At 61.1% G+C, this 20,629-nt stretch carries 24 protein-coding genes and 1 tRNA gene; 13 read left to right on the top strand and 12 right to left on the bottom strand.

What is annotated here, in order from left to right:
• Positions 1–193 precede the first annotated feature (193 nt).
• From AC1D05_RS01785 to AC1D05_RS01745, 9 genes are all read left to right on the top strand, one after another.
• The gene (locus tag AC1D05_RS01785; protein WP_477437645.1) at positions 194–757 is read left to right on the top strand and encodes a polysaccharide biosynthesis/export family protein; all 564 of its coding nucleotides are present in this window, start codon (positions 194–196) and stop codon (positions 755–757) included.
• A gap of 10 nt (positions 758–767) precedes the next feature.
• On the top strand, positions 768–1,898 hold the full coding sequence (locus tag AC1D05_RS01780) for a glycosyltransferase (protein ID WP_477437643.1): 1,131 nt from the start codon (positions 768–770) through the stop codon (positions 1,896–1,898).
• Positions 1,899–1,986: 88 nt separating this feature from the next.
• Positions 1,987–3,522 carry an undecaprenyl-phosphate glucose phosphotransferase gene (locus AC1D05_RS01775; RefSeq protein WP_477437641.1) on the top strand — a complete coding sequence of 512 codons (1,536 nt, stop codon included), beginning with the start codon at positions 1,987–1,989 and terminating at the stop codon, positions 3,520–3,522.
• Positions 3,519–4,778, top strand: a complete 1,260-nt coding sequence (locus AC1D05_RS01770; RefSeq protein WP_477437639.1) for an O-antigen ligase family protein — start codon at positions 3,519–3,521, stop codon at positions 4,776–4,778. The genes AC1D05_RS01775 and AC1D05_RS01770 overlap by 4 nt, the downstream gene beginning before the upstream one ends.
• A gap of 54 nt (positions 4,779–4,832) precedes the next feature.
• Positions 4,833–4,909, top strand: a tRNA-Pro gene (locus tag AC1D05_RS01765).
• A gap of 159 nt (positions 4,910–5,068) precedes the next feature.
• The gene (locus tag AC1D05_RS01760) at positions 5,069–5,293 is read left to right on the top strand and encodes a hypothetical protein (RefSeq protein WP_477437637.1); all 225 of its coding nucleotides are present in this window, start codon (positions 5,069–5,071) and stop codon (positions 5,291–5,293) included.
• 271 nt (positions 5,294–5,564) lie between these two features.
• On the top strand, positions 5,565–7,079 hold the full coding sequence (locus AC1D05_RS01755) for a TadE/TadG family type IV pilus assembly protein (protein ID WP_477437636.1): 1,515 nt from the start codon (positions 5,565–5,567) through the stop codon (positions 7,077–7,079).
• Positions 7,076–7,372 (top strand): hypothetical protein, encoded by a 297-nt coding sequence (locus tag AC1D05_RS01750; RefSeq protein WP_477437634.1) that lies wholly within the window; start codon positions 7,076–7,078, stop codon positions 7,370–7,372. Before AC1D05_RS01755 ends, AC1D05_RS01750 begins: the two co-directional genes overlap by 4 nt.
• 322 nt (positions 7,373–7,694) lie before the next feature.
• A complete protein-coding gene (locus tag AC1D05_RS01745; RefSeq protein WP_477437632.1) occupies positions 7,695–7,901 on the top strand; it encodes a Flp family type IVb pilin in 207 nt (68 codons plus the stop codon).
• An 80-nt stretch (positions 7,902–7,981) separates the two neighbouring features.
• Here the strand turns inward: AC1D05_RS01745 and AC1D05_RS01740 are convergent, their stop codons facing one another.
• From AC1D05_RS01740 to AC1D05_RS01730, 3 genes are all read right to left on the bottom strand, one after another.
• Entirely contained in the window at positions 7,982–8,299 is a 318-nt protein-coding gene (locus tag AC1D05_RS01740; protein ID WP_477437630.1) for a LamG-like jellyroll fold domain-containing protein, read from the bottom strand.
• A 199-nt stretch (positions 8,300–8,498) separates the two neighbouring features.
• Positions 8,499–8,960, bottom strand: coding sequence for a YbaK/EbsC family protein (locus AC1D05_RS01735; RefSeq protein ID WP_477437628.1), 462 nt, complete (start codon positions 8,958–8,960; stop codon positions 8,499–8,501).
• 184 nt (positions 8,961–9,144) lie between these two features.
• Positions 9,145–9,429, bottom strand: a complete 285-nt coding sequence (locus AC1D05_RS01730; protein ID WP_477437626.1) for a helix-turn-helix domain-containing protein — start codon at positions 9,427–9,429, stop codon at positions 9,145–9,147.
• Positions 9,430–9,709: 280 nt separating this feature from the next.
• Between AC1D05_RS01730 and AC1D05_RS01725 the strand changes: the two genes are divergently transcribed.
• Positions 9,710–10,324, top strand: coding sequence for a hypothetical protein (locus AC1D05_RS01725; protein WP_477437624.1), 615 nt, complete (start codon positions 9,710–9,712; stop codon positions 10,322–10,324).
• Between the two features lie 149 nt (positions 10,325–10,473).
• Here AC1D05_RS01725 and AC1D05_RS01720 read toward each other — a convergent pair whose 3' ends face one another.
• Entirely contained in the window at positions 10,474–11,016 is a 543-nt protein-coding gene (locus AC1D05_RS01720; protein ID WP_477437622.1) for a hypothetical protein, read from the bottom strand.
• Between the two features lie 91 nt (positions 11,017–11,107).
• Between AC1D05_RS01720 and AC1D05_RS01715 the strand changes: the two genes are divergently transcribed.
• Positions 11,108–11,989 (top strand): ATP-grasp fold amidoligase family protein, encoded by an 882-nt coding sequence (locus AC1D05_RS01715; RefSeq protein ID WP_477437620.1) that lies wholly within the window; start codon positions 11,108–11,110, stop codon positions 11,987–11,989.
• A 66-nt stretch (positions 11,990–12,055) separates the two neighbouring features.
• Here the strand turns inward: AC1D05_RS01715 and AC1D05_RS01710 are convergent, their stop codons facing one another.
• The 7 genes from AC1D05_RS01710 to AC1D05_RS01680 form a co-directional block, all read right to left on the bottom strand.
• A complete protein-coding gene (locus tag AC1D05_RS01710; protein ID WP_477437618.1) occupies positions 12,056–12,361 on the bottom strand; it encodes a hypothetical protein in 306 nt (101 codons plus the stop codon).
• 104 nt (positions 12,362–12,465) lie between these two features.
• Positions 12,466–13,005 (bottom strand): MerR family transcriptional regulator, encoded by a 540-nt coding sequence (locus AC1D05_RS01705; RefSeq protein ID WP_027042329.1) that lies wholly within the window; start codon positions 13,003–13,005, stop codon positions 12,466–12,468.
• A gap of 214 nt (positions 13,006–13,219) precedes the next feature.
• Complete coding sequence (locus AC1D05_RS01700) at positions 13,220–13,543, bottom strand: integration host factor subunit alpha (protein WP_010915609.1); 324 nt, start codon at positions 13,541–13,543, stop codon at positions 13,220–13,222.
• Positions 13,544–13,645: 102 nt separating this feature from the next.
• Complete coding sequence (locus AC1D05_RS01695) at positions 13,646–14,617, bottom strand: beta-ketoacyl-ACP synthase III (protein WP_477437616.1); 972 nt, start codon at positions 14,615–14,617, stop codon at positions 13,646–13,648.
• Positions 14,618–14,626: 9 nt separating this feature from the next.
• Positions 14,627–15,694: a phosphate acyltransferase PlsX gene (gene plsX, locus AC1D05_RS01690; RefSeq protein ID WP_477437614.1), complete on the bottom strand. Its 1,068-nt coding sequence runs from the start codon at positions 15,692–15,694 to the stop codon at positions 14,627–14,629.
• Between the two features lie 114 nt (positions 15,695–15,808).
• Positions 15,809–16,357 carry a YceD family protein gene (locus tag AC1D05_RS01685; RefSeq protein ID WP_477437612.1) on the bottom strand — a complete coding sequence of 183 codons (549 nt, stop codon included), beginning with the start codon at positions 16,355–16,357 and terminating at the stop codon, positions 15,809–15,811.
• Entirely contained in the window at positions 16,357–16,902 is a 546-nt protein-coding gene (locus tag AC1D05_RS01680; protein WP_477437610.1) for a ubiquinol-cytochrome C chaperone family protein, read from the bottom strand. Before AC1D05_RS01680 ends, AC1D05_RS01685 begins: the two co-directional genes overlap by 1 nt.
• A gap of 114 nt (positions 16,903–17,016) precedes the next feature.
• Here AC1D05_RS01680 and AC1D05_RS01675 point away from each other — a divergent pair, with 114 nt between their 5' ends.
• Both AC1D05_RS01675 and AC1D05_RS01670 read left to right on the top strand, forming a co-directional pair.
• Positions 17,017–17,532 carry an outer membrane protein assembly factor BamE gene (locus AC1D05_RS01675; protein ID WP_477437609.1) on the top strand — a complete coding sequence of 172 codons (516 nt, stop codon included), beginning with the start codon at positions 17,017–17,019 and terminating at the stop codon, positions 17,530–17,532.
• A gap of 57 nt (positions 17,533–17,589) precedes the next feature.
• Positions 17,590–18,159: an NUDIX hydrolase gene (locus AC1D05_RS01670; RefSeq protein WP_477437607.1), complete on the top strand. Its 570-nt coding sequence runs from the start codon at positions 17,590–17,592 to the stop codon at positions 18,157–18,159.
• A gap of 74 nt (positions 18,160–18,233) precedes the next feature.
• On the opposite strand, the gene AC1D05_RS01665 is transcribed toward AC1D05_RS01670, so the two are convergent.
• Positions 18,234–20,375 carry a sodium-translocating pyrophosphatase gene (locus AC1D05_RS01665; RefSeq protein WP_477437605.1) on the bottom strand — a complete coding sequence of 714 codons (2,142 nt, stop codon included), beginning with the start codon at positions 20,373–20,375 and terminating at the stop codon, positions 18,234–18,236.
• Between the last annotated feature and the right edge of the window lie 254 nt (positions 20,376–20,629).

Here is a 20,629-nt window from a genome sequence, read left to right as displayed (position 1 = left end):
CAGCCGTTAAGATCGCGGTAATACTCCGTTAGGGATTACTGGCGAGCAGCAAGAAAAACGATAAAAATACCAAAACCGCGAGCGCTCTCGACCGGCTCCTTTACCGGCCATTAACCCTAACAGGATGATAACGGACCCGATCCCAGATGTTTGCTGCGACGCCGCAGCGGCCAGTCGAAGGTACGTATCCGACATGAAAAGCACTGCCTCTCTCTTTCGCGCTCTGCTTGCCGTGTCGATGCTCGCCGGCTGCTCCAGCTACCGGCCGACGCCGGCCGCCTTCCACGAGGTCCTTGACCAGCCCTATCGTCTCGGCGCCGGCGACCGCATCCGCGTCACCGTGTTCGAGCAGGACGGCCTGACCAACAGCTACAGTGTCGACCAGTCCGGCTACCTCTCCTTCCCGCTTGTCGGCGCCATACCGGCGCGTGGCCACACCGCGCAGCAGATGGAAAAGGAGATCGCCGACAAATTGCGGCAAGGCTATCTGCGCGACCCCGACGTCTCGGTCGAGATCGATCGCTACCGGCCGATCTTCGTCATGGGCGAAGTGGGTGCTGCCGGCCAGTATTCCTATGTGCCCGGCCTGACCGTGCAGAAGGCCATCGCCATTGCCGGCGGCTTCTCGCCGCGCGCCAACCAGGAAAGCGTCGACATCACCCGCGACATCAATGGCAAGGTGATGACCGGCCGCGTGGTCACCTCCGATCCGCTGCTGCCCGGAGATACCGTTTACGTCCGCGAACGCCTGTTCTGACAGACACCACGTGGCGGACAAGCTCAGGATCGTCCACTGCTTTCGTTCACCGGTCGGAGGAATTTTCCGGCATGTGCGCGACCTGACGGAAGCGCAGGTCGCCGCCGGTCATGTGGTCGGCATCGTCTGCGATTCGACCACCGGCGGCGAATTCGAGGAGCGCCTGTTCGAGCAGATGAAGGACATGCTGGCGCTCGGCATCCATCGCACGCCAATGCAGCGCCATGTCGGCCCGGGCGATCTCGCCTCGGCCCGACGCACATACAGGATCATCAAGGAATTGCGGCCGGACGTGTTGCACGGGCACGGCGCCAAGGGTGGCGCCTATGCCCGTCTGTTCGGCTCATTGTTGCGGGTATCAAGGTCTCGCGTAGCCCGCCTTTATTCGCCGCATGGCGGCTCCCTCCACTATGACGAAACGACAGCCACCGGGAAGCTGTTCTTCGCGCTGGAGCGCACCATGGCGCGCTTTACCGATTGCCTGCTGTTCGTCTCGGACTACGAACGGCGGACCTATCGCAGGAAGGTGGGCGAGCCGCCGATCCCGAACATTCTGGTCTACAACGGACTGCGCGCCGCCGAATTCGAACCGGTGATCATCGCATCCGATGCGGCGGATCTGCTCTATATCGGCATGATGCGGGACCTGAAGGGACCCGACATCTTCATCGATGCCCTGGCAGCCGCCGGTCCCCGACTTGGCCGCGCGCTGAGCGCAGTGATGGTCGGCGACGGCGACGACCTGCCGCGCTACCATGCGCAGGTAGAGCGCCTGGGGCTGCAAGGCCATGTCCGCTTCCTGCCGCCAATGCCGGCCAGGCAGGCCTTCGCGCTGGCGGCGCTGGTGGTCGTTCCATCCCGCGCCGAAGCCATGCCCTATATCGTGCTGGAGACGCTGGCCTCAGCAAGACCCATGATAGCCACCGCTGTCGGCGGCATACCCGAAATTTTCGGCTCCGGCTCCCCTGCCTTGATCCGGCCCGATCCGGTCGAACTCGCCGGCAAGATGAGCGAGGCGCTGGCCGATCTCTCAGCCTACAGCAAACTCATGCCCGATGGCGGCAGCCTCAGGGCGCGCTTCGGCGCCGACGTCATGGCCGCCGAAATCGAGAAGGCCTATTTCGCCGCGCTCGACCGGTAACGCCCAGGCCTTTCCAAAGCCACGCGTTGTTTCAAGGGTTTCTTAGCTCTCTTTTGCTATTGACCGAAGGAAGCTTGCGGAAAGCCCCATGAACGAGATCGACCCAGCGCGCCGCTTTTCACCTGAAGCGGTGCGTAAATTCGACGGCCCAGCTGAGGGCGATGTGCCCGGCGGCATGAATGACGTTGCCCGGCAGGTCGCGTCGCAATACCGGCGCGATACGATGTCGCCGATCATGGTCAGCGGCGTCCTGCGCATGGTCGAGTTCGGGATCCTGTTCGTTTCGGGGCTCTGCGTTTATTTCTACTTTGTCGGCTTCTTCAACTATCTCGCCTGGCAATATCCGGTGACGATTGCCGCCGCGTCGTTCCTCGCCGTGGTGCTGCTCGATGTCACCGACTGCTACCAGGTCGTTTCGCTGATGCGACCGATCGCCAATCTTGGCCGCATCCTGCTGGTCTGGGCCGGCACCTTCGCGCTGATGGCGTTGACGGCCTTCGCCATGAAGATGTCGGAAGACTATTCGCGGCTTCTGTTCGGCACCTGGTTCGTCGTCGGCTTCGTCCTCCTCTTCGGCCTCAGGCTGGTGATGTCGAGACTGATCCGGCGCTGGGCACGCGATGGCCGCATGGAGCGGCGCGCCGTCATCGTCGGCGGCGGCAAGGCGGCGGAAGTCCTCATCCGCTCGGTCGAAAAGCAGCCCTACAACGATATCCGCATCTGCGGAATCTTCGATGACCGCTCAGACAAGCGCTCGCCGCCGATCGTCGCCGGCTATCCCAAGCTCGGCACGATTTCGGAACTGATCGAGTTCGCCCGTATCGCGCGCATCGACATGCTGATCGTGTCGCTGCCGCTGACCGCCGAAACACGCGTGCTGCAGTTGTTGAAGAAGCTGTGGGTGCTGCCGGTCGATATCCGGCTTTCGGCGCATTCCAACGCGCTGCAGTTCCGCCCGCGCGCGTATTCCTTCATCGGCTCGGTGCCGATGCTCGACATCTTCGACAAGCCGATCAACGACTGGGATTCCGTCGCCAAGCGCGCCTTCGACATCATTTTCTCGCTGGTCGGCATCATCGTCTTCTCGCCGGTGATGCTGGCGACAGCGATTGCCATCAAGCTCGACAGCAAGGGACCGGTGCTGTTCAAGCAAAAGCGGCATGGCTTCAACAACGAGATCATCGAGGTCTACAAGTTCCGCTCGATGTACACGGACCGCTCGGATCCGACCGCCAAGCAGACGGTGACCAAGAACGATCCGCGCGTCACCCGTGTCGGCCGCTTCATCCGCAAGACGTCGATCGACGAACTGCCGCAGTTCGTCAACTCGCTGCTGGGCTCGCTGTCGCTGATCGGCCCGCGCCCGCATGCGATCGCCGCGCAGTCGCACAACCTGCTCTACAACGAGGTGGTCGACGGCTATTTCGCCCGCCACAAGGTCAAGCCGGGCGTCACCGGCTGGGCGCAGATCAACGGCTGGCGTGGCGAGATGGACACCAACGAGAAGATCCGCATGCGGACGGAATACGACCTCTACTACATCGAGAACTGGTCGCTGCTGTTCGATCTGCGGATCCTGTTCCTGACGCCGGTCCGGCTGCTCAACACGGAAAACGCCTATTGAGCGCGATCTCCCATGAGTTGCCGTCGGCCGCGGTCAACGCCAAGCTGATCGCGCTGATTTCTTCCGCTGCGGTGGTGGTCGGCATCCTTCTGTCCGGCTTCGTCATCAGCGAGCCGGCGCCTTACGAAATCTACATGGCCGGGCTGATCGCCATCTGGGCTCTGTTCGGCCTGCGGATTTCCCGCGCGGCCATGCCGCTGCTGGTGCTGCTGGTGACGATGAACATCGGCGGCATGATCTCGATGACGCAGATGGCAGACCTCGCCTTCACGCCGCTCTATCTCTCCGTATCGCTGTTTCTCGCTTTCAGCGCGGTGTTCTTCGCCTCCGTGACAGCCACGCAGCCGGGCCTCTACCGGCTGATCTTCAATGCCTATGTCGTCTCGGCGGTGGCGACGTCGCTGCTCGGCATAGCAGGCTATTTCCACGCCTTCCCCGGCGCCGAAATGTTCACCAAATACGACCGCGCGGCCGGCGCGTTCCAGGACCCGAACGTTTTCGGACCTTTCCTGGTGCTGCCGGGCATCTATCTGCTCTACCTGATCCTGACCGGTTCGGTCTCGCGCATGCCGCTGCTGGCGGTGCCGCTGCTGATCATCACATTGGGCATCTTCTTCTCCTTCTCGCGTGGCGCCTGGGGCATGTTCGCCGTCTCGGCGGTCCTCCTCACCGGTTGCCTGTTCCTGCAAAGCGCCAGCGGCAAGTTCCGGCTGCGCGTGGTGATCATGACCATCGCCGCGCTGTCATTGCTGACCATCGCCATCATCGTCATCCTGCAATTGCCCGGCGTGTCGGAGATGTTCTCCAACCGCGCGCATCTCGAACAGAGCTACGACACCGCCCGCCTCGGCCGCTTTGCCCGCTACGGTATAGGCTTCCAGATGGCGATGGAGCGCCCGTTCGGCATCGGGCCGCTGGTCTTCGGCAAGATGTTCGGCGAGGACACGCACGACATCTGGCTGAAAATGCTGATGGATTATGGCTGGCTTGGCTTCGTGTCGTTCCTGACGCTGGTCGTCTGGACCATCACAGCCGGTTTTCGCATCCTGCTGCGCGACCGGCCATGGCAGCCCTATCTGCTGTGTGCCTATGTTGCCTTCATCGGCAATATCGGGCTCGGCACCTTCATCGACATCGACCACTGGCGCCACATGTATCTGCTGCTCGGCCTGATCTGGGGCGCCATCGCCCTGGAATACCGCCACCAGCGGCTGTCGCGGCCGGCTTTTCCAGGCGTGTCGGCGATCGCGCGATAAATGCCGAATTTCGGTTGACCCGAACAGGGTTATCACGATACATCGCGACCGGTCCGGAGTGTAGCGCAGCCCGGTAGCGCACTTGACTGGGGGTCAAGGGGTCGTCGGTTCGAATCCGGCCACTCCGACCATTAACAAAACAAGGACTTACCCCCAAAAGTCCATTTGAATTCTTCAACCTAATTTTCGTCCAGGGTAACGCACGGGGTAACTCCCCTCCCAATTGGCCCGCGTTCCTGCGACTATCGGTGGTGGCCAAATCGACCGGGATCAGGGGAGATTGCTTTGCCATGCCTGATTTCGATAGAGTCGTTAAAGGTCCGATCGCGTTGAATGAAGCCGTTGATGGCGAGGCCCAAGTTTTCGGCATTGTGACTCAGGGTATCTCAACATCACGCACGGCAACTACCAAAATCGACCAGAAGGCTGTCGTGAGCGGTCGAGCGCAGACCGGCCTGTCAAGGGATAAGGGAAAAGCCCGCCACCGTGAGGCTACAGCCGAAACCCGCCCCTAAGCATCACGAGGTCCGGGGCTTCTTCTTCGTCCTCCTCGGATTCATACGACTCTGGCGCCTCCAATAGGTCGGCGGATGGCCCACACATTGATCGACAGTTCCGATCGAACAGAGATCAAATTACCGGAAGAGGGCTCAAGAAATATATAGCCGGATATGCCGCAGTGACGCGTAATAACCTTGCTGATTAACGGCGCCTTGCAGGGATGGCAAAGGGAGCTTATTGTCGTTTGACGGGGAACTATCTGCGGCATGGCTTGGGGAATATGCTATGCGTAGGATTTTGCGCGAATTCTGGAATGATCAACGCGGTATCGCGATGCTGCTGGTTGCAATTATGCTGCCGGTTCTCATCGGCTTTTCTTTGCTGGCCTTCGACATGAGCCGAGCTACCGGGCTTCAACAACAGCTGCAAAAGGGTGTCGATGCCATCGCTCTGGCCGCTGCCGCGGAACTGGATGGCAGATCGGATTCGATCACGCGGGCCAACCTCGCAGTGACGACCCTTGTTGCCAACCAGACGCTGTATTCGGACGTGGCCGGTCATACACTCGTTCCGGCAGACGTGACCGTCACGTATTTGACCGGAATACCGGCCAGCGATGAGACGACCCTGACCACCGCCGGCGTCGATGCCAACGGCGTGAACTGGGCCAGCGTCGATCCTAAAGCGGTGGCTTTTGCCGAAGTGACTATAAACGCGTCCGGCCTGGCGAAGGGTGCTGGGGCATTCACAACCATCTTTCCGGCAAGCCTCGTCGGCAGCACTGACACAATGGACATCCGACCCCAGGCTGTCGCCGGTTTCGTTCAGTCGATATGCGAGACTGTTCCGCTCTTCATGTGCAACCCGTTCGAGACAGCCGATTCGTCGACCAGCAAGACGATCCAACAAGCGTTTGCCTCCGGCGACACCTACAGCCGGGAGTTCCGCGTCCTGAAGGTGGACTCGAATCCTGGCCCCGGCAATTTCGGGCTGATCGACAACAACCTGAGTTCGCTGCGCGATGCTATCGCGATCGGAAACTCTGGCACCTGTTACAATCGCGACGCGCTGACGACGAAGACCGGTGTCACCCTTGGCCAGGTCAATGCCGGCCTCAATGTCCGGTTTGATCTCTATAGCGGCTCCCTGAACAAGAACAACAAGGACTTCAATTACCGGCCGGCGAGCAACGTGCGCAAGGGCCAGAAAACCGGTTGCAGCAAATATGACCCGGTCACTGACAACACAGCGCTGCCGCTGCCGCCCGGGACCAATTATGTCGACACGAAAGGCATGTCCGACGCGATCGGGTCTCAAGGCTTTTGGACGAACTACTGGCAGATCAACCACGGAGGCGCTTATCCGAACGTCCCGAGCGCCACCAACCCAACCGGCACCAAGACAGCGCCGGCGTCGAGGTATGACGTCTACAAATACGAGATTTCTCAAGGGTTGGTAGGCGACAAATCACTCAATCCGACCAAAGAAACCGGCACGCCATCTTGCTACAAAGGAGACGCCCCGACAGCCGATCCTGATCGTCGGCTGCTCAATATGGCGATCGTCAACTGCATAGCGAACCAAGACAAGATCAATGGGCACGTACAATTGAAACCGGATGGGTATGTTAGCGTCTTCATCAACACGCCAGTCCAAAAGCAAGATAACACCAAAGACCCTGAAGACCCTTCGGCTGGCGAGAAGCCTATCAGCCTGGAGATCGTCGACGTGGATGGCGCGTTCGCCAACAACACGCTTGTCGACAAGGCATTCCGCAACGAGGCGCAGCTCTATCGATGAGACACCTTGTTCTGGCTGTCCTGCTGATCGCCAACCCCGCTGCCGCTGAGATGTCCGTGACAGGTTGCAATGCCCTAAGCGATTCTGCCGGCGCGGCAGCTCTGCAACTGCGATCCACTGTCAGAGTCGTCAAGGGTGAAGCTTTCCATGAAGCAGTGCCGATGATGCCTGCAAGCGCTAGAGATGAGGCGGCCGATCTGGAAGATGCCAGGATTGGTGCCGAGTCCGCACTTCGCGAGTATGCGCTGTCTCTGGAGGCCTTTGCAAAAGCGATAAAGGATTGCGGCAACTAGGCCGCCTGTGCAGCAGCGTGATCAGACAATTCCCGCACACCGTGCCTCGCTAAAATAACGGGGTATATCGACAGCCATAGACCATGGTCGCCTTTACCTTCCTGACGCCTCGGCGTGCTTCTATGGTTAAGTCGCTAATAATGTCACAAAATCATAGGCTTACCGTCCCAGCCTAGCAACGCTGCAAGTCTTCGCGGTTAACTTTCCGTTAAATCCCTTTGACTTCGGCATATCAGTAAAGACTAATAGTCATCGACGGGGCGGCTTGGGGGCATCAATTGCCGGCAACTCCGGGGTGTAAAGTCAAAAAAGGGGTAATCACATGCGTAATTTGATCAAGCAGTTCCGCGACGACGAAAACGGCGCCGCGATGGTGGAATATTCCATCCTCATCGGCATCATTGCCGCGGCCTCGATTGTCGCCGTGATCGCGATCGGCGGATGGGTCGGCAGCCAGTTCACCGGCCTGTGCGTGAAACTGAACAACACTGGCATTTCCAAGACTGGCACCGGCACCGGCACCTGCTAAAGGTCTTAACGCGCCCCTGTTCACTGAACCCGACGGGCAAACAATGTAAGGGTCGGCGTTCGTCGCGCCGGCCCTTTTCGTTAGGAGCGCGGAAATGCCGCTGTTGGCACCGTGAAGCCAGCATCGGAGGCGTAGCGGGCAACGCCCTTGGTGATGCGGACCTCATCGATCCAGCCATTGAAATTGAAGTTTGTGGTGTTGCCGTCGCCGCCGATGCTGAGAACCGCCCCTGATGGATTGATGGTGCGGTGCGTCGTTGACGACGCCACTATCACGCCGTTCAGGTACATTCGGTATTTTGTCCCGTGATAGTCGACAGCAAGATGATACCAGGTGTCGGTGGTTACACCTGTGGAACTGACGAGGTCAGTGGTGGAGGCACTACCATCTAGCGACACGGTGAACTCTGGTGTTTTGATGTGTTAGTCGGCGTGAGGTCCAGTAATTTGACTAGGGGTCAAGGGGTCGTCGTTCGAATCCGGCCACTCCGACCATTTTAAAGCAGGACTTGCCCCCGAAGTCCCCCAGCCAAATCAACCAACCCTCGAATCGCTCCTCCCTTGCCCTGCCGGTTTCAGCCTTGGATTGGTTCCGACGTTAGCCTTGGCAAACATCCACCCACTCAGCACCGGTGAGCTCAACCATCCTCTGCGGCGAAATCCTCACCGCCGCGTTGGTGGCTCCAGCAGCCGGCACCACCTCGTCGAATTCGCGCAGCGAGACGTCGCAATAGACTGGCAGCGGTGCCGGCAGGCCGAACGGGCAGACACCACCGACCGGATGGTTGGTGGCGGCGACGACTTCCTCCGCGTCCAGCATGCGCGGCTTGCCGCCGAACTGGTCCTTGAACTTGCGGTTGTCCAGCCTGGCGATGCCGCTGGTCACGACCAGCATGGTGCGCTCGCCGACGCGCAGGCAGATGGTCTTGGCGATCTGCGCCGGCAGGACGCCGTGCGCTTCCGCCGCCAGCGTCACCGTCGCCGAACTCGCTTGCGTGACGATGACCTCGATATCGGGCGCATGGGCGGCGAACAAGGCACGAACAGACTCCAGGCTCATATCAAAAACCCACGATTCGAAGACGACGGACGGCAGACGCGATTGGCGCAGTTTTGTATGCCGCAAGTATAAACACGCGCGATCTGTAAATCGGCAAGTCCGGCCTGCCTGAGGACGCCGTGGCATCAACAAGAAACCCGCCAAGCGGGCTCTGGCGGGTTCTCTTGCATGCCTGGTACTGGTCCTATGCCAAGGGTCGGCCTTGTGCGGCCGGCGTCGGCGCGGCGGGCGCCATGAGAGCGTCCTGAGGCATGCGAAGCGCGGACGCAATACGACGCAGCTTCGACGGATCGGCCGCCCGGCCGTTCTCGATATCCTCAATCTCGCCGACCGACAGACCGCAGGTCAGGGAAAGCTCTTCCACGCTGTATCCGCGGGTTTCCCGCATTGCTCTAAGGGTGCTGTAATCGTGCCCGATCTCACTGGCTAACGGTTCGGAGAGGGCATGGCTTTTTGCATTGTTGGGCATTGGCAACTCCGGTGGCTGAAAGCGTTTTGATCAAAAATGGAGTGTTGCCTGAGACGAGCAGGAACATGCCTGCTCGCCAGCGATTTGCCAAGAGCCAAAGGCCGTCACGCTATCGTGAAGCGGGTCCCGGCAAGGGCGGTCTCACGCATGCCATCAAGTTCTTTTGAACACCTCGGCACCTTTTTGCCCGGAGGTTTCAGCCCACCTGTTCGTTGTTCTGATGCGCTGGCGTGAAAACCATCCGGTTCCAGCCGGCCCGTTCCCCAGAAGGATCCCTGCAATGAACTTCAAGACATTCATGGTCGTGCTCGGCACGATCTCCAGCCTTTCCCTTGCCGCCGTGAGCGGCGCCCAGGCGGCGGACGCACTGCGCGTGCGCGGTACGGTGGTCAGTTTCGAGCCATCGCTGCTGACCGTGAAAACCCGCCAGGGCGATACTTTCGCGATCAAGCTCAACACCGGCTGGAAGATATCCGGCGTCGCCAGCGCCTCCGAAAAGGACATCAAGCAGGGCGATTTCCTTGGCATCGCATCGGTCTCGAAGGCGGATGGCGGCAGTGGGGCGCTGGAAGTGGTGATTTTCCCAGCCGCCTTGAAAGGCACCGGCGAGGGCGACCGTCCGTGGGACTTGCAGCCGAACAGCCGCATGACCAATGGCACCGTGGCCGACGTCACCGACATAAACGGGCGCGCCGTGACGCTGACCTATGACAATGGGCAGACCAAGAAGATTTCGATTCCCGACAGCACGCCGGTCGTGACCTTCGCGCCAGCCGCGCCGACCGATCTCAAGCCAGGCGCTACGGTCTTCGCCAATGCCCAGCGCGAGGCTGACGGCACGCTGAGCTCCAGCCGCGTCGTGGTGGGAAACAATGGCGTGATCCCGCCGATGTAGCCAAAACAGGCGGCAAGAGCCGGCTTTTCGGCCCTCGCAAAGATGTGACGTGAAGCCGGCTTCCTAGAAACAGTCCAGAAACAAAATTCTACAACCGGGAAATACTGACGAAAAAATCCGGGAGCGTAATTCCAGGCGCGGCGGTCGGGCTATCGACCCGAGTCATAGCTGCCGGCGAAACAAAAGGAAACGATCCCATGAAGAAGTCCCTCCTCTCGGCCCTCGGGCTTGCAGTTGCACTGGCTTTCACGGCGCCCGTGGTCGGTGCGACGAGCGCGGATGCGGCGCCGATGGCGAAGCATCATCATCATCCCCACCACCATCATCGTTATCATCACCGCCATCATCACTACCATCATCACTACCATCATTATCACCACCACATGAAGAAGATGGCAAAGAAGACGTACTAAGCATACCAGACCGCCAACGCGAAGACCGACCTTGGCTTCTTGTTCAAGCTTGGTCTTCGCGTGGTTGTGCAATGCCAAGCCCGACATCAAACCGGGCCTGTCGAATTCGCCGGATGACCCAACTGACCCAGGATTTTCGGCGCCACCCCCGATACCGCGACGGCAAGTGAAATCTTTCACGCGGCGCCAAATCGCGGTACGGCAGGAATGTTGCTGACCGGTGTATCGCACTGGATCGGGCGTTTGCGAACAGGGCCAGGTATCCCCGATGACGGCCAAGGCCGATATCTCCCGGACAGACCGCCTTGTCCTGTCGGTCGCGCGATTGTGGCTCACGCTTCGCCATCCTGCGCTTGTGGTGCGATACTTCATGAAACTGGGCTATCTGCCCAATCCGGCCACGCCGGTGCGCTACCATGAGCTCTTGCTCTGGCGAAAAATCGTCGACCGCAATCCGCTGTTCGTAACACTGACCGACAAGCTCGCCGCCAAGGCTCATATCCGTGACGCCTGTCCCGAGATCGCCGTGCCTCAGACGCTCTGGTCCGGGCGCAACCCTGCCGACATTCCTCTCGACCTGCTGGCCGGCAATGTCATCGTCAAGACAAACCACGGCTGCGCGATGAACATATTCGTTGCCAATGGCGAGCCCAATCGCGGCCTCATCGTCGCCAAGACGAGGCACTGGCTGAGAAAACGCTACGGCCGCCGCAATGGCGAATGGGCCTATTGGCCTGTCGTTCCCACCGTTTTCGTGGAAGAGCGGCTGGCGCTCTCCGGCGCAAGGATCGCAACCGACATCAAAGTGCATGTTTGCGGCGGCGTGGTAACGCATGCCTGGGTCGAGGATAAGGAAGCCGGGCGTTCGCTGCTTTTGGACCGGGACGCCAATCCATTGCCAGGGCGCGATCCGGGCTATCCCCGCGAGGATCAGGCGGTGCCCGTCAACACGCGGCTTCTCGACTATGTCCGTCAGGCGGTGTCGATCGCCCCCGTTATCGCCGGCAACCTCGACTATATCCGCATCGACTTCCTGGTCACCGACCATGGTCTCTATGCCGGCGAGATCGTCGTCTATCCCGGCGCCGGCTATGGCACCACCACCAATCCGGCGTTCGCCGGCGAAATCGTGCGGCTGTGGCGGCTCGACCAATCCGCCTTCCTGCGTCGGACGCACACGGGTGTTACCCGGCTCTATGCCGACGCGCTTCGCGCCAGATACCGGAGCGGCATCGCAACCCGCATAAACTGAAAATGGCGACCGCGCCCGAAAGGCGAGCCGCCACTTTCTTTTCTATCCCTTGTACCGACGTCGCCGTCAGCGCCGGCTGAACAGCAGGCTGGCGACCAGGCCGAGCACCACAAGGCCAACGGCGGCCGCCGCCGCCGGATGGTCGCGGGCCGATTTCTCCATCACCCTGCCCTGCTTGCGGATTGCCGGCATGGCATCGCGCAGACGTCCGGCAAGGTCGGAATATGTGTCGAGAGCGGCATCGCGGCCATCTTCATAGTAAGCGCCACCCCGCTTCGACACGGCCTTGCGCAGCGCCGCGAGTTCCCTTGAGAGGGCCGCGACCTGCTTTTCGAGGTCGATGTCCGAAAGGGTCGAAAATGTTGCCATCATGCGTTTCCTTGTCTTGCCGCAGGAAAGTCTTGCAGAAGGAAACGTAACGCCTCACCCCAAGTCGGGTTCCGGTCTCGAGGGCTCCAAAGCGCTTCGCGCGGTGGTCAGCGCACCTGGTCAAGCAGGCGCTTGCATTCCAAGAGGTCGAACAGCGCCTCCTGCAGCAGCGCGCGATTGTCGCGCGAGAGTTTAGATGCGTCCGGCTGAACCGGACCTTCCTCGTCGCTCTTGCCCAGGCCGAAAAAGCGGCGGCTGGGCTTGACCCTTGGCTGGCCAACCAATTCATCATCGCCGCCGCGCGGCTGTGCCGCCGGGGTCAGCGGCACCTGGTCGGCCTGCTTTCGCTGCGAGATCGCCTCGACGGCGGCCATGTCGCCGTTGCCGATGGCGACGAGGAAATGATTGCCGTTCTCGCGCAGCAGCTTCTGCACGCCCTTGATGGTGTAGCCCTGGTCGTAGAGCATGTGGCGGATGCCCTTGATCAGCTCGACATCCTGCGGCCGGTAGTAGCGCCGGCCGCCGCCGCGCTTCATCGGCTTGATCTGGTTAAAGCGCGTTTCCCAGAAGCGCAGCACATGCTGCGGCAGGTCGAGATCTTCAGCGACCTCGCTGATGGTGCGGAAGGCGTCAGGGCTCTTGTCCATGGGCGAAATCCTCACGCTGGAGCGTGATCCGGAACGGTCTTCAGCGAGATCAGGCTTCAACAAAGAGAGAAGCTCATTCCATTTGCGCGGAATGGATCATACGCGGAACACCAATCCAGCCATGCTGCCGAATCGGACCTTATTTCAGCGGTTTGTGAAGCAATATTCAAGCCCGGCGTTATGGCGAGGCCGGTTTTCAACCGTACAATGGAGGCTATTTGCCGCCCTTGGCCTTGCTGTTCTGGTGGGAACGCAAGATACGGTTCTTCAACACGTTCGACGATTTGAAGGTCATCACCCGGCGCGGCAGGATCGGCACCTCTTCACCGGTCTTGGGATTGCGCCCGATGCGCTCATTCTTGGAGCGGACATGGAATGTCGCGAACGACGACAGCTTTACCGTCTCGCCGCGGACGATGGCTTCGCAGATTTCGTCCAGCACCGCTTCGACGAGTTCAGCGGATTCAGTGCGCGACAGACCGACCTTTCGGTAGACGGCCTCCGCTAGGTCGGCACGCGTAAGTGTCTTTCCCCCCATGCGACCGTCCCATCAGCTCAAACGTAAAATTCGGCACAACAACAGCTGAGCCTAAGTAATTGATCCGGCAAGGTCAAGGACCGAAACCGGACCGTTCGGCACTTACCAGCGAACCAGAACGGCGCCCCAGGTGAAGCCGCCGCCCATCGCTTCCAGGAGGACGAGGTCGCCCTTCTTGATGCGGCCGTCGGCGACGGCCACCGACAGCGCCAGCGGCACGGAAGCAGCCGAGGTGTTACCGTGCAAATCGACCGTAACCACCACCTTTTGTTCTGCAATCCCGAGCTTCTTGGCCGAAGCGTCAATAATTCGTTTATTGGCCTGGTGCGGCACGAACCAGTCGAGATCGTCGGCTGATATACCGGCGGCCGAGAAGGTCGCCTCGATGACGTCGGTGATCATGCCGACCGCGTGCTTGAAGACTTCGCGGCCTTCCATCCTGAGGTGGCCGACGGTTCCTGTCGTAGATGGTCCGCCGTCGACAAAAAGCTTGTCCTTGTGCGCACCGTCCGAGCGCAGGCTGGCGGCCAGAACGCCGTGGTCGGCAATCGTGCCGGCCCCCTCGCCTGCTTCCAGGATCAGTGCGCCGGCGCCGTCGCCGAACAGCACGCAGGTCGAGCGGTCGCTCCAGTCGAGGATGCGCGAGAATGTTTCCGAGCCGATCACCAGCACGCGTTTTGCCAGGCCGCCGCGGATGTAGAGATCGGCTGTCGTCACCGCATAGACGAAGCCTGAGCACACTGCCTGCATGTCGAAGGCAAAGCCGTGATGCATGCCGAGGCGGTTCTGGATCTCGACGGCAGTCGCCGGAAATGTGTTGTTGGGGGTGGACGTCGCCAGCACGATCAGGTCGATATCGTCCGGCGTCAGTCCCGCGTTGGCAAGGGCGGTGCGAGCCGCGGCCTCTCCCAGCGAAGCCGTCGTCTCGTCGTCGGCCGCGATATGACGCTGGCGGATGCCGGTGCGCTGGGCGATCCACTCGTCCGAGGTTTCGACCATGCCTTCGAAATCGGCATTCTTCATGATGCGGCGGGGCAGCGCGGCACCGGTGCCGCGCACGACTGATCTGATCAAAGTTGTTTCCTATTCCTTCGCGTCGGTACCGTCGGATTTCCGGGATGACAGGGCATGCGGGTTGCGCGCATGAAACAGGTCCAGGTCGGCCTCGATGCGGTCGAGCAGATTGTTGCGCACCATGTCGTAGCCGAGTTCGATCGCGGCGGCGAAACCGTCCGAATCAGCACCGCCGTGGCTTTTGACGACGATGCCGTTCAGCCCCAGGAACACGCCGCCATTGGAGCGGCCGACATCCATCTTTTCGCGCAGGCGATCGAAGGCGCCCTTGGCGAAGACATAGCCGATCTTGGCCATTAAAGTGCGGCTCATCGCGGCGCGCAGGTAACCGGCGATCTGGCGCGCGGTGCCTTCGGCCGTCTTCAGCGCGATGTTGCCGGCGAAGCCTTCCGTCACCACCACGTCGACCGTGCCCTTGCCGATATCGTCGCCTTCGACGAAGCCATGATAGTTCATCGAGGCCATGTTGGCCTCGCGCAGTATGCGTCCCGCTTCCTTGACCTCTTCCTGGCCCTTGATCTCTTCGACGCCGACATTGAGCAGGCCGACGGTGGGCCGGGCGATGCCGAAGACGGAGCGCGCCATGCCGGTGCCGAGAATGGCAAAATCAATGAGCTGGTGCGCGTCGGCGCCAATGGTGGCGCCGACGTCCAGAACCACGCTTTCGCCGCGCAATGTCGGCCACAATGCCGCGATCGCCGGGCGATCGATGGTGGCCATGGTGCGCAGGCAGAATTTCGACATCGCCATCAACGCGCCGGTGTTGCCGGCGGAGATGCAGGCGTCCGCAGCGCCCGACTTGACCGCTTCGACCGCCTTCCACATCGACGACTTCCAGCGGCCATGGCGCAGCGCCTGGCTCGGCTTGTCGTCCATCCTCACCGCGATCTCGCAGTGGAAGAATTCGCTCACCTCGGCCAGTTTGGGAAACTTGGCCAGTTCGGGGCGCACGACTTCCTCACGCCCGTAGATGACGAAGCGGATGTCGGGACGGCGGGTGGCGACCGTCATGAGCGCCGGAATGACCACGGCTGGTCCGTGATCGCCGCCCATGGCATCGATGGAAATCCTGATCACGCGGTATTCATCTCACGGGTTATGCGGCAGGTCGCTTTAGTGGTCGCGAAGGTTCGGCGAAAATAGCGGTTTTGGGTTTTCACACAACCGACTTTTCCATCGCGGACGAGGTTTTCAGGATTTTCCCAGCAAGGATCGCAGTTTTTGCTGAAATTCATTCTCCGCCGCTTCGGTCTCGCCACCGGCATCCAGCGACGCGCCCGACTTGCGCGGATAGGGGTCGATCGCCAGTCCGAAGAACTGTTCGGCAAGCGCCCCGACATCGATAATGTCACCGGAGAATGTTTCGGGACTGTCAGGGCCATCCGCGTCGAGCAGGATCTCGCCGCCGCCGTCGAACCCCTGCCGTCCAAGCTTGGAATCCTCGGGCAGCAGCAACGCCTCGAATGGCTCGTCGATATGCGCAGCGACGGGATCGAGCGTGACGATGCAGGCCTGCGTGATATCGGCCTCGACACGGCCGCTGACCTTGACGCCATTGCGTTTCCAGGAGGCCACAAGGAGTTCCGCGCGGTAGGCTTCGACCGATAGCAACCCGTGTTCCTCGGCGAGCGCCGCGCGCTGGGCGGCGTCGGCCTCGATCACCACGGGCAGGCCCTTCTGCGGCAGACGAGCGACATTCGCGAAAAAGCCAACCGGGCTCTGCGGATCGGTATGTTTCATCAAGCACCTCCCCTGGCGAGCGGAAACACCGCCTTGCCGGAAACGATTGATTCGGACGGCTGTGCGGCCAGTTGCCGGCAGGCATCGGCGACATAATCGGCCAATTGCGGCGCCTCCGGCCAGGCGCCGGAATCGGGCCGGACATTGCGGGCAAGAGCCGCGGTCAGCGCGTCGCGATCGTTTCTTTCAAGCGCATCATCATAGGCGGCGGTGCGGCCATAAAACATCTTCGCCAGTTTCTTCATACGCTTGGGCACGCCGACGTCACCAATGCCCAGCTCCCGCAACGAATGGTCGACGTCGAGGAAGAACTCGTCGATCAGCACCTGGGCGATCTCCTGCGCCACACCGTCCTCGCCACGCAAGCGATGCTGGAACAGGAACATATGCAGCGAAAGCATCTCGAAACGGCCGAGCGGCGTGTCCGGCACATTCCAGTGGGAATAAAATACACTCTGCCGCGCCGCCGCCACGATTTGTGCGTAAAGCGCGTCCGTGATGGCGCGGTTGGCGTGGCGTTCGCGACCAAAAAGGCGCTGGAACATGGGGATGGTCTCCGGGGACCGTTTGTTGAATTGGCCTTGTTGCATCGGCAAGCAAGCTGGTTTACCGGTTTTGCGGCCCAGCGCAAGTTGCGGCGATATAATGGAGAATTGTTGTTGCGCGCGCTGAATTTCAAGTCGACCTTTTCGTCCAGGCCCGCCAGCGCGATCTCGCTGCTGCTCGTCGTATCGGCGCTCTCGGCGTGTCACACCAACAAGATGTTCGGCGACCTCAGTCCGAGCGAAACGCTCACTCAAGGCTATGTCTACGACCAGCAAGCCGTCGATTCGGTGCCGGTCGGCTCCAGCCGCGAGCAGGTGCTTCTGGCGCTTGGCACGCCGTCGACCACGGCGACTTTCGACAACGAGGCGTTTTATTACATTTCGCAAACGCGCAAGCGCTATGTGGCCTTCGCCAAGCCCAGGCTTGTCGACCAGAAGGTGCTCGCGGTCTATTTCGGCGCCGATGGCCGCGTCACCCAGATCGCCAATTACGGCTTGAAGGACGGCAAGATTTTCGACTTCATCTCGCGCACCACGCCGACTGGCGGCAAGGACCAGAACTTCCTCAGCCAGATCATCAACGGCGCCAGCAAGCTGGCGCCCAGCATCCCCGGCGGCGGCACTCCCTGATCATCAGACCCCGCTTCCCAACGGGAAAGCGGCAACATCTCAGGCGACCAAAAGCCCGTGGGAGCGATCTCACGGGTTTTTGTTTTCTACCGTTATCCGACGATCCGTGCCCGCCATTTCCTTTATTATGCGGTCACCAAGGGAGTGTTGCGCATGGCACGTCTGCCTCTGCAGGTATTGGTAATCCCATATCGATATCGCGACGATCTCAGGATTGAGTATGCAATCTTCAAGCGCGGCGACCACGATCAAGACTGCTGGCAAGGAGTGGCGGGCGGCGTCGAACAGGGAGAATCTCCCGAACAAGCGGCAAGACGTGAAGCGATGGAAGAGGCTGGCATTCCCTTCAAAGCGCCGTTGATTCCGCTGGACGCGATGGCCAGCGTGCCGGCCTATCACTTCCAGGACCGTGATCTCTGGAGACCAGACCTGTACGTGGTCCTTGAACGTGCGTTCGGGATACATCTGACGGATGATCTGACCATCGTGCTGTCGCGCGAGCATACCGAATATCGATGGGTGGCTTATGAAGAAGCAGTCCGATTACTCAAATGGGACAGCAACAGGACAGCCTTGTGGGAACTGAACGAACGACTCGGATGTGGTGACATCACGGTGTCGTCTTGAGAGCCGCGCATTGAAGCCCAAGCAAAAACCCGCCAGATCGCTCCGGCGGGTTTGCCATTCAGGTACCGGGCTGCTCAGCCGTGCGCGAGCACGGCCAGCAGCAGGAGCGCGACGATGTTTGTTATCTTGATCGCCGGGTTGACCGCCGGACCGGCGGTGTCCTTGTAGGGATCGCCGACCGTATCGCCGGTCACCGAAGCCTTGTGCGCCTCGGAGCCCTTCAGGTGCTTGACGCCGTCCTTGTCGACGAAACCGTCCTCGAACGATTTTTTCGCATTGTCCCAGGCGCCGCCGCCCGAGGTCATCGAGATGGCGACGAACAGGCCGTTGACGATGACGCCGAGCAGCGAGGCGCCGAGGGCTGCGAAGGCCGAGGCCTTCGACCCCGAGATCAACAGCACGCCGAAATAGACGACGAGCGGCGCCAGCACCGGCAGCAGCGACGGGATGATCATTTCCCGGATCGCTGCCTTGGTCAGCAGATCGACCGCACGCGCGTAGTTCGGCTTCGAGGTGCCGGCCATGATGCCCGGATCCTCGCGGAACTGCTTGCGCACCTCCTCGACGATGGCGCCCGCCGCGCGGCCGACGGCCGTCATCGCGATGCCGCCGAACAGATACGGGATCAGGCCGCCGAAGATCAGGCCGGCGACGACGTAGGGGTTGGAGAGATCGAAGGAGATCTCGCCCATGCCCTGGAAGTAGGGATATTTGTCGCCATTGGCGGCAAAGAACTTCAGGTCGTTCGAGTAGGCGGCGAACAGCACCAACGCGCCGAGACCGGCCGAGCCGATGGCATAGCCCTTGGTCACGGCCTTGGTGGTGTTGCCGACCGCGTCGAGCGCGTCGGTGGAGTGGCGCACTTCCTTGGGCAGGCCGGCCATTTCGGCAATGCCGCCGGCATTGTCGGTGACCGGGCCGAAGGCGTCGAGCGCAACGATCATGCCGGCAAGGCCGAGCATCGTCGTCACCGCGATCGCCGTGCCGAACAGGCCGGCGAGCTGGTAGGTCGAGATGATGCCGCCGACGATGACGATGGCCGGCAGTGCCGTCGATTCCAGCGAGACCGCGAGGCCCTGGATGACGTTGGTGCCGTGGCCGGTCACCGAGGCCTGGGCGATCGAGTTGACCGGGCGCTTGCCGGTGCCGGTGTAGTACTCGGTGATCACCACGATGAGGCCGGTCACTACGAGGCCGACCAGGCCGCAGATGAACAGGTTCTTGCCGGTGATGATCATGCCGGCAACGGTGCCAACCTCACCCCAACCGACGGTAGCGGAGGTGGCGACGGCGAGGCCGACGATCGACAGCAGGCCGGTCACGATCAGGCCCTTGTAGAGCGCGCCCATGATCGAACCGTTCGAGCCGAGCTTGACGAAGAAGGTGCCGACGATCGAGGTCAGGATGCAGGCGCCGCAGATGGCGAGCGGATACAGCATCGCAGTCTGCAGGACGGCGGTACCGCCAAAGAAGATGGCGCCGAGCACCATGGTGGCGACGACCGTCACCGCATAGGTCTCGAACAGGTCGGCGGCCATGCCGGCGCAGTCGCCGACATTGTCGCCGACATTGTCGGCGATGGTGGCCGGGTTGCGCGGATCGTCTTCCGGGATACCGGCTTCGACCTTGCCGACCAGATCGCCGCCGACGTCGGCACCCTTGGTGAAGATGCCGCCGCCGAGACGAGCGAAGATCGAGATCAAAGAGGCGCCAAAGCCGAGCGAGACCAGCGAATCGATGACGATGCGATCATTAGGCTGCAGGCCCATCGGACCAGTCAGGATCAGGAAGTAGATCGAGACGCCGAGCAGCGCCAGGCCAGCCACCAGCATGCCGGTGATGGCGCCCGACTTGAAGGCGATGTCGAGACCGGCGGCGAGGCTGTTGGAGGCCGCCTGTGCGGTGCGCACATTGGCCCGCACCGAAACATGCATGCCGATGAAGCCGGCAGCGCCCGACAGGACGGCGCCGATCAGGAAGCCGATAGCGGCGGTGATGGAAAGCAGCCACCAGGCGAGCACGAGCACGACCACACCAACGATGGCGATGGTGGTGTACTGGCGCGCCAGATAGGCTTGCGCGCCTTCGCGGATGGCGGCGGAGATTTCCTGCATGCGTGCATTGCCCTGATCGGCCGCGAGAACCGAACGTGTCGCCCAGATGGCGTAAAGGACAGAAAGCAAGCCGCAGGCGATGACGGCGTAAAGTATGGTCATTGCCGAATTTTCCTCGATTGCTGGCCCAAAAGAACCCCTCCCTGGGCCGTTGAGACAAAGACCGGAATCCGCGCACGGAATCCACCTCTTCGCATCGGTGTATGCGAAACAGGGCTCGGAACGTCAAGATATTGTTCGGTTTTTGCCCGGCTTTCGCCCAAAAGACAAAAGCCGTGACGGCCCTGCCGGCAAGGTCCTTGATTTAGATCGATTGAAATGACGCAAGGAGATCATCCCAACAAAGACCATCAGCT

It is taken from the genome of Mesorhizobium sp. P2_E9 (assembly GCF_056403815.1).
The sequence above is the reverse complement of the archived record's forward strand: the minus strand, read 5'-3'. Positions and strand labels throughout refer to the sequence as shown.